This is a genomic window from Lysinibacillus sp. NPDC093688 (assembly GCF_050280145.1).
Lineage (GTDB): Bacteria > Bacillota > Bacilli > Bacillales_A > Planococcaceae > Lysinibacillus > Lysinibacillus xylanilyticus_B.
Genome location: NZ_JBNNUX010000001.1, coordinates 340,845 through 355,161 on the forward strand (window position 1 = coordinate 340,845; position 14,317 = coordinate 355,161).

Sequence of the window (14,317 nt, forward strand, 5' to 3'; positions counted from 1 at the left end):
TATGTTAGATTACTCAATATTGAATTTAGCAAAAGGAGGTGTAAGCAATGTTAACTGTTTTTAGAATTCTATTCGGTAAAAACGTAAAAATTGGTGATGATTTAGCGCACAAAGGGAGTAGTCTGTCCTTTTTTAAGCTATACAACCATATAAAAACAGTTATCGGCGCTTTCCCTCTATGGCAAATAAATGACAAAGCAATGACTTAGAGTCGTTGTTAATTTATTTGAGCATATTTTATTTAAAGTTTAGCACCGGTAATTTAGCGGTGCTTTTTTGCGTTTGTTTTTAAGGGATAGACAACTCCTTTCTATTTACTCCTATAAAAATAGAGAGTCTTATGGAAGGATGAGAGAAATGCAATTAAAACTAAACAATAAGTATAGAAGAATGAAAGATTTTTTAAAGGAACACAATTATCCTGATTTTAGAATGAAGCAACTATTGAATGCCATTTTTAAAGAAAGAATAAATAAATTCAACGAAATGAATGTACTTCCAAAATCGTTAAGAGCATTTTTAGTTCAGGAATTTGGAGAGTCTATTTTAGATGTTGTTCCTTTAAAGGAACAGCATTCTGAGCAAGTCACTAAAGTCTTATTTGAAATTCCAGGAAACGAAAAAATAGAAACGGTCAATATGAAATATAAAGCTGGGTGGGAGTCGTTTTGTATATCTTCTCAGTGCGGATGTAATTTTGGGTGTAAATTTTGCGCAACAGGTGACATTGGATTAAAAAGAAATTTGACTTCAGATGAAATAACTGACCAAATCCTCCATTTTTACTTACAAGGTCACTCCATTGATAGTATTTCTTTTATGGGGATGGGTGAAGCGTTAGCCAATGTACAAGTTTTTGATGCCTTAGATGTACTTACTGATCCTACGTTGTTTGCTTTAAGCCCTCGTAGGATATCTATTTCAACTATTGGTATTATCCCAAGTATAAAAAAAATGACGCTGAATTATCCGCAAGTTAATTTGACGTTTTCGTTACATTCTCCTTTTAATGAACAACGGAGTAAGTTAATGCCGATTAATGATAGATATCCATTATTAGATGTAATGGACACATTAGATGAGCATATACGAACAACATCAAGAAAAGTATATATTGCTTATATTTTGTTACCTGGTGTGAATGATTCTAATGACCATGCGAAAGAAGTAGTAAGTTTATTAAAAGGTCGATTTAAAGAAGGGCGTTTGTATCATGTAAATTTAATCAAAAATAACCCAACCGTCAGTTCTCCTTTACAATTTGGAGAAGTTGATGAAGATCATGTTGTGAATTTTTACAAAGAATTAATATCATCCGGTATTAATGTGACCATTAGAAGTCAATTTGGGATTGATATCGATGCTGCTTGTGGTCAGTTGTATGGTAATTACGAAAAGAGCAACAAGCAGTAATTTTAAATGAAAATGATACTGAATTGTATTTCATAAAAAAATTTGGTAAAATAAAAATACAAATTATGAGAGGACTGATGAATGGACGATGATTAACTAAACTATATTTTTATTTGAAATGAACAACTTCAAACTTCAAATTACAAAATATAGGATTAGTCTGTCCATTTTTATAAATCAGTTTACGTTTTATTTGTCATGGTTCCTATGGCAAAAAAGAACACTTATTTAATATAAGTGAATGACTAATCCTTCCAATTACTACTTGGGAGGATTTTTTTATTCTCTCATAAACATTAACTTCTTTCAGCAAAGATACTCGCTGAAAAGAGGAACTCAGGCTAAGAACTTCACATCCTATGAAAACGCCTGAGTGACCAACATCGTGTTGGCCCAAAGCCTCCGGCGGATGTCACAGAATCGGTAAGGAGTTCTTTGTGCTTGCACAAAGCCGATTCTGGAAGCAATTATGCCGAGGCATAGTTGATTTTAATAAAGGGGAGAGAGAAATGAGCGATTCAGATACTGTTGTTACGCATGTAATGCTCCGTACAAGTCGTTAATATCCATCAAACTTATGCGGAGAAATTTAGAATTGATGGATGTGCCGACTTTGTATAAAAAGTAAAAAGTGTTGATATACAAGGGAGGAATTATTATGTCAATGATACAAGTTCAAAATTTAACTTTTTCTTATCCAAGCAGCTTTGACAATATTTTTGAAAATGTAAACTTTCAAATAGATACGGATTGGAAACTTGGATTTATCGGTAGAAATGGACGAGGAAAAACAACATTCTTTAATTTATTATTAGGGAATTATGAGTATAGTGGGAAAATCAATTCTTCGGTAGAATTTAATTATTTCCCTTATCCAGTTTCGGATAAAAATAAGTATACGCATGAAATCATGGAAGAAATTTGCCCCCAGGCAGAAGATTGGGAAATTCTTCGTGAAATATCTTATCTAGACGTTGACGCCGAGGCTATGTATCGACCATTTAAAACATTATCAAATGGAGAACAGACAAAGGTGTTGCTTGCTGCACTTTTTTTGACTGAGGGTCAATTTTTATTAATTGATGAGCCAACTAACCATCTCGACACGGAAGCTCGAAAGATGGTCTCTGAATATTTAAGGAAGAAAAAAGGGTTTATATTAATTTCACATGACCGAAACTTTTTAGATGGCTGTGTTGACCATATCTTATCTATAAATAGGGCAAATATTGAAGTTCAAAGTGGTAACTATTCTTCTTGGAAGTTGAATTTTGATCGACAGCAAGAACATGAAGAGGCAACTAATGAGCGTCTACAAAAAGACATAGGGCGATTAAAACAGTCTTCAAAGCGTACATCAGGTTGGTCTAATCAAGTGGAAGCTTCCAAAAATGGGACAACAAATTCAGGCTCTAAGTTAGACAAAGGTTTTGTAGGACATAAAGCAGCGAAGATGATGAAGAGAGCAAAGAACATTGAATCAAGGCAGCAAAAAGCGATTGAAGAGAAGTCAAAACTGCTGAAAAATGTGGAAAAAACCGAGTCGTTAAAATTAGAGTCACTGTCGTTTCATGCAAATGAATTGATTGTTTTGGCCGATGTGTCTGTTCAGTACGATGACCAAATAGTGAATGAGCCAATTAGCTTTAAACTTGAACAAGGTGACCGAATTGTGCTTGATGGGAAGAATGGAAGCGGAAAAAGTAGTATCCTCAAACTCATTCAAGGAGATCCGATACAGCATACAGGCTCCATGTATGTAGGTTCAGGTCTCACTATTTCCTATGTCCAACAAGATACTTCTCATTTGAAGGGACTGTTATCGGACTTTATTGAGGAGCATGGGATTGATGAAACGTTATTTAAATCTATCCTACGTAAGATGGACTTTGACCGAATTCAATTTGAGAAAGATATATCTCATTACTCTGGTGGGCAAAAGAAAAAGCTGCTTATAGCCAAAAGTTTATGTGAAAAAGCGCATATCTATATTTGGGATGAACCGTTGAATTTTATTGATATTTATTCGCGCATGCAGATTGAAGAGCTTATTCAAAAATTTAATCCCACAATGGTTTTTGTTGAGCATGATCAAGCATTTCAACAAACAATTGCAACAAAAACGATAACTCTGTAAAAATGATCAAACTATTATATCCCGCTTTAACGGGCAGTAATACCTTCACTTCAAAATTCGGCAAAAGCAAAGAAGTTAGGTGGGAGATAAACTGCCCGTAAAAGCCCGATTTGTTCAACTAATAATCAGTGGGGGATGAAGAAAACCCCCCACTAATTAAATTTCCACTTTATGAAAGTTAAAACCTTTTAAAGAAGAATCCATTTTGATCAATCTTTTTTCAAAATGGATTCTTTTATTTATTGTAAAATATCGGTTTATTTACATATGAAATGACAGAGATATATGATACTTAACGTTTGTCCAAGCTCAGTATTAGGGTGGGGTAGTAATGTATACGATGTAATATTGGGACACTTGAAAAAGAGTGTTTTATCTACAGGTATTTTTGAAATTCAAGATACAGGGACAAGGGGACAATGTGCCCCAAGAGTCGTTTTTTGGTCATTTAAAAGATGAAAAGTAGACTATCAATCTTGTAAAACATTAATAGAGCTAAAGTCAAAAATAAATCATTAAATGGTTTACTATAACAATTATCGGTATCAGTGGAACTTAAAAAAGATGACCCCTATTCAAATTCAATTAGGAATCACCTTCTGGTTGCTTAATCTCTTTTTTTATTGTGTCCTTGACGTAGGTGTCATTTTAACAAGTTGTTTTTCTTTTGCTTTTGCATTTAAAGGGCTTAAAGTATTACCCATTTTTCTATTTACCTCGATATACGTAATGCTGTGTAGCATTTCCGGCATTAAACTGCTCAGTAATATATTGTACTGCCTCTTGTAGAGCTAATTTACTGTTACAAGTGAAAACATCTATTGCAGCATAGCCGTACTCTGGCCACGTATGAATCGTCAAATGTGATTCTTGAATAATGACGACACCGCTAACCCCGTAAGGTGAAAAATGATGGAAATTTTCTGTTACAATCGTTGCCTTTGCTTTGTGGGCAGCTTGACACATAATTGTTGTGATTTTTTGTAAGTCATTAAGTAATGCTACATCGCAATCATGCAACTCTAATAAAATATGATGGCCTAATGCATGCTGATCCTGCATTTTTTGTACTATTCTCTTTATTTGTGAAAACTTTTTATTTTTGCAGCTAGGACAACCACGGGATTGAAGCTGAGTAATCGTAGTGTACTGATTGTCAGCACCTACTGTAAGTGAGTGTTTACAATGAATACACTGATAAACGACTGATTTTCGCTCAACTTCTCCAGTGTAAATAGGGCGCGTAAATTTACGCTGATTAGGAATGTGGGAAATCATTTGTTCAGTTGTTTGTAATATGATTAACTGACTTGTAGCGCCTAAAATCTGCGCACCTTCATAGGTGTTTATGTCGTATTTAATACTATTGATCACGAAGCCCATTGCTTGTAAGCTTTGCTGTAGCGCCCACTGCTTTTGATAGCTACGTTTTGCGTAGGAAAAAAACACATGCCGCATTGCTTCTGGCTTTAGTGCATTAATTGCACGTGATAAAAAGAGTTGAGCGCCAATCAAGGTATACGGCGTATCTGTGTATACGCAATCAAACTGATGGGCGTATGTTTTAGGTAAAGGCTCCTGAACGTTATAATAATCTGCTTTAATCGGAAGCTCGTAGTCTTTAGCTATGTTACTAATTGTACTTAAAACTCGTCTATCAATATCTAATACAACAATTTTAGTTGCAGAATGTGGAGCGATTTTCTTTAGTAAAAATGCTAATGCAATACTAATAAAATCATCGTCGCCTAAACATAAAATGCGCTTATTGAGTAGCATCGTATAGTCTAGTGCGAGCAATGCACGTTTTAATGCTGTATCAACTGTACATTTGGCTTGATCTATTGCTACGTCAGCTGTGGGTCTAGCATCATAAATAGTGCTTAACTCGCTAATATTTTGTGCAATCCATTCTGTACGAAATGTATCATCTGTCGTTAATTGAAAATAAAGATTAGCATTAGCATCTGAGAGTTGAAAATATTGTGAGATAGCAAGCTGGCCCTTTTTCGTTAAGCTATGTTTACCCCATCCTTGCTTGGCAAATTCTTTCTTCATTGCAGAAACGATAGGTATTGGTAAGTCTGTCATATAAGCTAAAGATTTGGTTGTACAATTTTTATGGAAATATAAGGCAAGTAAAGCCTTTTCTAATGTGTGATAATTTTCTTCAAGCAGCATATTAGCTGTAATTTGTTGTAATTGTTTTTGCATTGTAGATTCGTCCTCTCAATTTTGAATAGAAAAAATTGAAATTATCTAAATCAACGAATAGAAAAAGCGCGACTAAAAATAGTCGCGCTAAAATGTTTATACGAAGCTAACTAATTCTAATCTTGCTATTTTTTGCACAACAAATTACACCTAATTAGGTGGTTTGTTTACAAAATTAAGCTATAAAGTTGATTTAGATTAGAATTCTACATTTAACAAAAAGTTCACCCTTTAATAAAATAGTATTTTTACTATACAATAGAAATATAAATTTAACAAGTTTTAGAAATTCTTGCTTAATAGTGTAATTTAACAGGAAAGGATTTAGATGATATAAAGGTTACATCCATGGTGTGGCTTTTTATTATGTCTTGAGATGTTAATTCAAGTATGAACAAAGTTTTAAGAACTTTCCATCTATTCCCGTGAATTTTCGTTACAAGGTGAAGACGGTTATTAGCACCGTTTAATGGGAAACTGTCGGTTTTCCATTAATGATTGTGTCTTCAGTGATTTTAGGTAATTTGGGATTAGCAACTTCTTCATAGGTTATTTGTTTAACATATGCCATTCGCTTAATTGGTGTAGGAATGGTACAAATGCCTCTACAAACAAACGCACTGAATGCACTAAAACCAGATGAAGTGTCCAAGTCTTATTGTTACGTTGATATCGAATCGTACAGAATTTCATGGTAAGGAAATGCTAGAAGAACATAAGGGTGAGATGGTAGGTATGACTGCTGATGCGATTCAAAAGCTGAAAGGAACAATTTCGTTTGATGCATTTATTGCTGGTAACAATGATATATTCATATTTTCAATTGTGAATGCAGTGATAGAGTTAGGATTAGGTTTGTGCTTAAAAAGTAAAAAGAAGATGGAAGTATCATAATAAACCTTTAAGCAAGTTTTAGTATAATTAACAATTATTATTATTATAATTAATATTCTTGATTCAAAAAATGATACTTGTTACTATTTTTATTACAAAAAGCCGTTTCGCTATAAGGAAACGTCTTTAACATTATTTATTGTAGCGTATAAAACACTGGATGGCGGAGAAATTGAGTGTAAAACAGTCTGTGAAATAAATACTAACTGTTAAAAAAGCTATATTTTACAGTAAATATGTGTAAAAGGGGGATTAGTCGGCTAAAATTTGGTTGACTTAGAAAAATTGAAGGCATAATTCTTTACAAAAAGGAGGCCGTGCATGGAAATCTTAATATCGATATTAATGCTACTTGTATTATTATTAGTGACAAATGTTCTAGCACATTATATTTCTTTCATTCCGATTGCTCTAATACAAATTGCAGTTGGAATTATAGTTGCTTTAGTAGCAAAGAACTTCACTATTGAGATTGAGTCAGAATGGTTTTTGCTATTGTTTATTGCACCGTTACTTTATTATGATGGGGCACATTTTCCTCGTGAACAATTATGGAAAATGCGATTACCGATTTTAGGAAACGCTATTGTATTAGTATTATTAACGACTATTGTTGGTGGTCTTTTTGTTCACTGGATGATTCCATCGATTCCTTTAGCTGCTGCCTTTGCTTTAATGGCCATTTTATCGCCTACTGACCCAGTGGCCGTAAATGGTATTGCCAAACGAGTTCATATTCCAGATCGTATTATGAATTTAGTTCGCGGGGAATCTTTAATCAATGATGCATCCGGGTTAATCGCGTTTAAATATGCAGTTGCGGCGATTGTAACAGGTTATTTTTCATTGAAATCTGCAACAAATGACTTTATTTACATGTTTTTTATAGGTGCATTTATCGGGATATTAGGTGCATTAGTATTATTTTGGATACGTCTTCGTCTCCGTCGTATAGGAATTGTGGATATAACATTTTACGTCTTGCTACAAGTTCTAACACCCTTTCTTTTATTTTTCATATCAGAAGAATTATTTCATGCTTCAGGTGTCATTGCAGTTGTAGCAGGAGGGATTGTTGCAACTATTATTAAAGAAAAAACGGAAAGTATCATTGCACAGGAACAAGTGGTTACGCAAAATGTTTGGTCTATCGTTACTTTTACTTTAAATGGAGTTATCTTTATTTTACTAGGGTTGATGCTACCTTCTGCTACAAATTCTATACTCGCAAGTGAGGAAATACACAATAGTATACTTATTTTATACGTATTAGCTATTGGTTTGATGGTGTTATTGATCCGCTTTATTTGGACGATGTTCTTTAATGTACTGGATAAAAAACTATCTAAAAGCGAAGAAGTAACAACAATCAAGGATCATATTGTGACAACACTTGTTGGGGTACGTGGAACTATTACGATGGTAGGGATATTATCATTACCGCTATTAACAGATCGTGGAGAATTATTTCCTGAACGTCCATTGCTCATCTTTTTAGCTGCAGGTGTTATATTATTCACCTTAGTAATGGCTACAATATTTTTACCTTTATTAAACACTCAAGAAACAGCCCAACAGTCTAATTTAATGGATGAAAAACGAAAAATGATCAAACATGCAATGCATAGTATTCAACTTGAAACGGATGAAAAAAATGCTCCTATAGCGCTAAGGTTAATGAATCAATATAACGCAATGTTATTGAATATTAAGCGAGAACAGTCTGAGGAGGCACTTCAAGCGTACAAGCAAAAAGTACTGGAAATTAGAAATATTGGGTTGGAACTAGAAATAATCTATACGAAACAATATATGGCTGATCATGGAATAAGTGGATCCATTCAACATGAAATCGAGTATAGTCTTAAAGAAAGAAAAGACTCGTTAAATAACCGACCATTTACTTTGTTAAAACGTCGCTTACGTAATTTTTTACGTGAACGGAAGATGAGCAAACAACCTGCCAATGTTGTAGAACAAATTAATGCTGTAAAAAGAGATTTAACAAATTACGTGTCATCATCAATTATCAAGCATGTTCAAGAAACGAATGAATTCTCTTTAGATATTGGGCAAAAAGTAGAGATGTATTATCGTCACTTACAATATCCATCTTATAAAATAGAATCTTCAATACAGGAAGAACAAAAAGAATACTTAGCTTTAATAGCAATTGAAGCACAAAGAAATCTTATAAATGAATGGTATCAAGCTGGTGATTTAAATAATGAAGAAGCAAAAGAATTAAGAAGATTTGTAAATAATTTAGAAAGTGTTATTTTACTGGAAGAGGAAGAATAAATGGTGGCAGCCTAGCATGATTTGCTGGGCTTTTTATTTGCTTTAGTGGATTGGCTGTTTATAACAATGGGTATATTGCGAAAAATGGTAACTGAATAACTACGTTTGGAATAGTTTTAAATAACCAAGGAGTACTGCAAAGTGTGATCCACGTTTTATCGTGAATTTTTTTTAGTTCGTTGTTTAGTAATTGTTTTTAGACAATAAAAAGAACAGCTAACATTTAAGTTAACTGTTCTTCCAATATGCTTATTTTCTTTTTGAATTAAATGTTAAATAAAAACAATAGAGAAACATCAATTTTTCCATTCACATTTCATCAGTAATTGATCTCCATTTAATTCTGCTGATAAATTTCCATCCATCTTTATCATGAGACTTTTTGCAATAAACAATCCTAAACCTGTACTTTTTTTTGTCCTCGTTTGATCAACTTTATAAAAACGATCAAAAAGAAGAGGGAGATCTTGTTCTTTTAACTCTTTGGCGGGATTCATTATATTAAGTTGAACAGATGTTGGATTTTTAACAAGTTGAATAGTAACATTGCCACTCGAATGTTTAATCGCATTGGAAACTAAATTTTCTATTACACGTTTAACAGCTGATGAATCGCCTGTAATAAAAATTTCATCCTCTGGAATAAGGATTGATGGTTCGATCAGTGCTTTATTGAAATCATCATAAAAACCAATTAACACTTCAACTAGCAGTTTATTTAATTTGACATTTTCCACCTTTAATGGATAATCAGCGGATTCAATAGTCGATAGTTCAAAAAACTCATCTAATAAAACCTTTAATCGTATTGCTCCATTTTTAATGTTCTCTTGGTATTTTATCCTTTTCTCATGACCAATATCATCGGATTCTAAAAATTGAATATAACCTAATATAGACGTCATTGGCGTACGAATATCATGCGAAATATTTGCAATTGCCTGCTTCATTTCATTTTCAGTTCTTAATTTCTCAAAAATTGCTTCATTCGTTAAATCAATTTGTTCATTTATATTTTTTGCTAAATTCTCAAGATCTTTGTCATAAAAAGTTAGGTCTATTTTCTTTGAGATTACTTTATTGTTTAACTGATTTAATTGTCGAGTAACTCGTTTTAGTTCCAGTTTCAATAAGTAAAAGCGAATGAGGATAAAAAATACAGCTATAACAGATATAATTACTATATAGATCATCATTTCACTCGCCTTTCTTTTTTTATTTATTTAATTTCTTTCTTTTGGAATGCAAATACTCCAAGTAATCCAAATATCACATAAGTTACAATCGGGACGATCGCTAATTTAAATACTTCCATGTTTTCCAAAGAATTTATATTAATGAAGTCATATGATAACTTAAATACCGAATAGTTGTAAATATATTCAAATAAAGTGATCTTACTAGCTAACATAAACATTACACCATCAAATAAAAGGAATATTAAGATTAACAAGCCAATCGTTTTTCCGCTATCCGTAAACACTGTTGCTAATGCCATCATAATTGATGCAAATGCTGCTGCATACAACATGGTAAAAATGATTATTTGAGCAAAGTATTTTAAATCAGGCATATCGTTAAATTGAGAAAGAATAGCCCCAGTTCCTGTCATACCAATTGGTAATATTACTGAAAAAATGATTGCTCCAAATGAAAATACCATTAATTTGGAGATATAAATTCTAGTTCTGCTATTGCCCGAAGATGTTATACTTTTCATTGTACCTAAAGAATATTCACTAGCGATAAAATAACCAGCTAAAAGACATGGGATTAATTTTAACACGTAATTGTTTCTACCAATGATAGTTAAAAATACTTCGTTAACGCTTAATTGCTCTGTTCCATTAATACAAGCTATAAGAGGAAAAAGGACAGCAATTATTATCAATGCCAATGTTAGTTTTTTAAACGATGTATCCTTTTTTAACTTAAATAATTCTGATTTTAATAGATTACCCATGCTGAACTCCTCCAATAAGCTTTGTAAAGTAACTTTCTAAATCTTGACCCATTGACTTAAACTGTTCAATGATTAACCCTGCGTTAACTAATGCTGTAGAAACTTTGGCTGGTTGATCAAGATACTTATATAGTCTAATCACACCATCTGGCATGACCTCGAAATCATTAGTAGAAAGCACAGTTTCAATGATAGTTGCAGCTTTTTCGGTATTATCTACTTTAATATGGAAATATTGCTGACATTTCTCTTCTAGCTGATGAAGTGTCATTTGCTCAATCAATTCTCCCTTATGAATGAAGCCATAATGAGTAGCTAACAAATGAAGTTCACTTAAAATATGACTTGAAATCAGTATAGTAACGCCTTTTTCACGATTGAGCTTTTTTAATAACTCTCTTATTTCTACAACTCCCATAGGGTCTAATCCATTAATGGGCTCATCGAGAATTAAAAATTCTGGATCTCCTAAAAGAGCAATCGCAAGAATAAGTCTTTGTTTCATACCTAAAGAAAAATTCTTTGCCTTCTTTTTTCCTGTATCATGAAGACCAACAAGTGCTAGTGTTTTTTGAACACATTCTTTACCTGGGACGCCTTTTAAAAGTCTATGTGCTTCTAAATTCTCAGTAGCTGTCATATGTGGATATATTGCAGGTTGCTCAATCGTAGCACCAATACGCTTTCTAGCTTGAATTAACTTCCTTTTAGTCGTTTCTCCAAACAGTTCTACTGTCCCCGATGTTGGCATTGCTAATCCAGCCACTATACGAGTTAGCGTGGATTTACCAGCACCATTTTGCCCAATAAAACCGTAAATAGAACCTTTTTCAATCGATAGATTCACTTTATTTAAAGCAACTTGGTTTTTATATTGCTTTGATAATTGATTTGTCTTAAGTACATAATCTTTCATATACGTACCTCCCTTAGTTGATATACTTAGTATAGTAAGAAGAACATAAGAGAAGCTTAAGTTAAATCTAAAGAAAAGCTTAAGATTTAAGACGGTAGCCCATTCCCCAGATTGTTTCGATATATTCAACATCTGGACTAACTTTAGAGAGCTTACTTCTTAAATTGCTCATATGAACATTAATGGTATTATCATCACCATAAAATGGTTCATTCCAAACATTTTCAAACAAGTTCTCTTTCGTGAAAATCTTGTTAGGTGATGACATTAGAAGTACTAAAATGTTGTATTCACGAGCTGTAAAAGCGAGTGATTTCCCCTCAACAACTACTTTTTTAGCTTCTGTATCAATCACTAAGTTTTTGTGCCTTAATTCTTTTTTCGTCGGAAGTTCCTGCATACGACGATATCTTCTCAAATGGGAGTCAATTCTCGCTGATACTTCATCTATATCAAATGGTTTCGTAATATAGTCATCTGCGCCCGATCTTAGCGATTCAATTTTAGTTTGCTGCTCCAGCTTAGCAGAAATAATAAGGACTGGCGTGTTACTTTGTTCAACTATTTTTGACAATATTTCTTCTCCATTCATACCAGGAAGCATTAGATCTAGTAATACCATATCCCAATTTTGCTTCTCCAAGTAAATCATTGCTTCTGTTCCTGAGAACGCTGGCTGTGAAGCATATCCACTTTTTTCAACGATACTACATAATAATTGATTTATATCATTGTCATCTTCAACAACTAATATGTTGATTAATTGTGCCATCATCTATCAACTCCTTTTACTATGAGGCTTGTTTATATTACAGAATAAATCATTCATATTCAAACTTATTTTAATAAAGAATCTGATTCTTTCCTTACCCTAAAAAACATTGATGGTACATTATGATGTTTACTCTCTAAAATGGCAGGGAATTTCTCTAAATGGCTATAAGGAGAGATTTATTAAGGTGAAAATTTTTAGAGCGAATAAAATGTTCATTTACAAAATGTTCTCAAGTAACACAATAGAGTATTTGATTGGAATGTACTGTTTATACCAGTACCGTATATTCTGGGTTGAGGAAGTAAGCGGAAAAAAGAAGTGCAAAATATTCTTATTTTTATTTAGGAGCCTTAATGAAGTTTTTCTAAAATGAATAATTCGAAAGAGAAAAAGAATAGGGGAGGTTGATTTTAAGTGGGACTTAGATTAATAATTTGCAGAGAATCCATCCGTAGCAAAGAATATTGCAGATGCTTTAAAAATTAAAAGCAAAAATGATGGTTTCATTGAAGGAAATGGTTATGTCATTTCGTGTGCTTTTGGACATCTTTTCCGGCTTTATGATGCTAAAGAATATGATAAAAAGATCGAAAAATGGTAGATGGACTTTCCATTGTAGAAAATTGAATTAATGCTGGAACTCAAATCTACTATGGTTTACTGCACAGAGCTAATATTTTTCGGAAAAATACTCCAGATGCTCCAAAATCTCCAGATAATCTCTAGATAGTCTTCAAAGTAACTACAGATAACGCCTATACAATCAAGACTGTAAGACAAATTACTTTAAAAGGAGATCAAAAAAACTATGAAAAAGAGAAAGAAATTGGCTGCTACAACTTTAGGTGCTGTATTTGCGCTTTCAACTTTTGGAGCTGCATTTGCTGCCGAAGTCCCAACTGAAATTATTGAAGGTAGTGAATTTGTGAAAGGGCAAGTTAGTAAACCAGCTAACTTAGATGAGATTTCTAAAGAAAAAGTACGAGAAATTTTTAACCAAGTAAAAGCAGGTATATTAACGAAAGAGGAAGCAATAAATCAACTTGATGAAGCTCTTGGAATGAAGGTAGTTAAAAAACTAGTAAGTAAACCAGCGAACGTAGATGAGATATCTAAAGAAAAAGTACAAGAAATTTTCAACCAAGCAGAAGCAGGTACATTAACGAAGGAAGAAGCAACAAAACAACTTGATGAAGCTCTTGAAATGAAGGGAGATAAAAAACTAGTAAGTAAACCAGCGAACGTAGATGAGATTTCTAAAGAAAAAGTACAAGAAATTTTCAGCCAAGCAGAAGCAGGTACATTAACGAAAGAAGAAGCAACAAAACAACTTGATGAAGCTCTTGGAATGAAGGTAGATAAAAAACTAGTAAGTAAACCAGCGAACGTAGATGAGATTTCAAAAGAAAAAGTACAACAAATTTTCAACCAAGCAGAGGCAGGTACATTAACGAAAGAAGAAACAATAAAACAACTTGATGAAGCTCTTGGAATGAAGGTAGATAAAAAAACAGTAAGTAAACCAACTAACTTAGATGAGATTTCTAAAGAAAAAGTACAAGAAATTTTCAACCTAGTAGAGGCAGGTACATTAACGATAGAGGAAGCAATAAAACAACTTGATGAAGCTCTTGGAATGAAGGTAGATAAAAAAACAGTAAGTAAACCAACTAACTTAGATGAGATTTCTAAAGAAAAAGTACA

Annotated in this window: 11 protein-coding genes and 1 pseudogene; 7 read left to right on the forward strand and 5 right to left on the reverse strand. The window is 33.0% G+C overall.

Features of this window, described 5'->3' with window-relative positions; all coding sequences use genetic code 11:
• The first annotated feature begins 47 nt into the window (after positions 1–47).
• The 4 genes and pseudogenes from ACQKN2_RS01695 to ACQKN2_RS01710 all read left to right on the forward strand — a co-directional run.
• A complete protein-coding gene (locus ACQKN2_RS01695) occupies positions 48–209 on the forward strand; it encodes a hypothetical protein (RefSeq protein WP_427413383.1) in 162 nt (53 codons plus the stop codon).
• Between the two features lie 148 nt (positions 210–357).
• On the forward strand, positions 358–1,413 hold the full coding sequence (locus tag ACQKN2_RS01700) for a Cfr family 23S rRNA (adenine(2503)-C(8))-methyltransferase (RefSeq protein ID WP_427413384.1): 1,056 nt from the start codon (positions 358–360) through the stop codon (positions 1,411–1,413).
• 658 nt (positions 1,414–2,071) lie between these two features.
• On the forward strand, positions 2,072–3,550 hold the full coding sequence (locus tag ACQKN2_RS01705; RefSeq protein ID WP_427413385.1) for an Lsa family ABC-F type ribosomal protection protein: 1,479 nt from the start codon (positions 2,072–2,074) through the stop codon (positions 3,548–3,550).
• A 415-nt stretch (positions 3,551–3,965) separates the two neighbouring features.
• Positions 3,966–4,129 (forward strand): annotated as a pseudogene (locus ACQKN2_RS01710) (IS3 family transposase); the annotation flags it as partial.
• 129 nt (positions 4,130–4,258) lie between these two features.
• Here the strand turns inward: ACQKN2_RS01710 and speD are convergent.
• On the reverse strand, positions 4,259–5,764 hold the full coding sequence (gene speD / locus ACQKN2_RS01715) for an adenosylmethionine decarboxylase (protein ID WP_427413386.1): 1,506 nt from the start codon (positions 5,762–5,764) through the stop codon (positions 4,259–4,261).
• A gap of 639 nt (positions 5,765–6,403) precedes the next feature.
• Here speD and ACQKN2_RS01720 point away from each other — a divergent pair.
• Positions 6,404–6,658, forward strand: a complete 255-nt coding sequence (locus tag ACQKN2_RS01720) for a hypothetical protein (RefSeq protein ID WP_427413387.1) — start codon at positions 6,404–6,406, stop codon at positions 6,656–6,658.
• Positions 6,659–6,979: 321 nt separating this feature from the next.
• On the forward strand, positions 6,980–8,959 hold the full coding sequence (locus ACQKN2_RS01725) for a Na+/H+ antiporter (RefSeq protein WP_427413388.1): 1,980 nt from the start codon (positions 6,980–6,982) through the stop codon (positions 8,957–8,959).
• Positions 8,960–9,255: 296 nt separating this feature from the next.
• On the opposite strand, the gene ACQKN2_RS01730 is transcribed toward ACQKN2_RS01725, so the two are convergent.
• The 4 genes from ACQKN2_RS01730 to ACQKN2_RS01745 all read right to left on the reverse strand — a co-directional run bounded on the left by ACQKN2_RS01730 (position 9,256) and on the right by ACQKN2_RS01745 (position 12,610).
• Entirely contained in the window at positions 9,256–10,155 is a 900-nt protein-coding gene (locus ACQKN2_RS01730) for a sensor histidine kinase (protein ID WP_427413389.1), read from the reverse strand.
• 23 nt (positions 10,156–10,178) lie between these two features.
• A complete protein-coding gene (locus ACQKN2_RS01735) occupies positions 10,179–10,922 on the reverse strand; it encodes an ABC transporter permease (RefSeq protein WP_427413390.1) in 744 nt (247 codons plus the stop codon).
• Positions 10,915–11,838 carry an ATP-binding cassette domain-containing protein gene (locus ACQKN2_RS01740; protein ID WP_427413391.1) on the reverse strand — a complete coding sequence of 308 codons (924 nt, stop codon included), beginning with the start codon at positions 11,836–11,838 and terminating at the stop codon, positions 10,915–10,917. Before ACQKN2_RS01740 ends, ACQKN2_RS01735 begins: the two co-directional genes overlap by 8 nt.
• A gap of 79 nt (positions 11,839–11,917) precedes the next feature.
• Entirely contained in the window at positions 11,918–12,610 is a 693-nt protein-coding gene (locus ACQKN2_RS01745) for a response regulator transcription factor (protein ID WP_427413502.1), read from the reverse strand.
• A gap of 811 nt (positions 12,611–13,421) precedes the next feature.
• Here ACQKN2_RS01745 and ACQKN2_RS01750 point away from each other — a divergent pair.
• Positions 13,422–14,317, forward strand: an 896-nt coding sequence (locus ACQKN2_RS01750; protein ID WP_427413392.1) for a hypothetical protein, incomplete at its 3' end; no start/stop codon positions are given.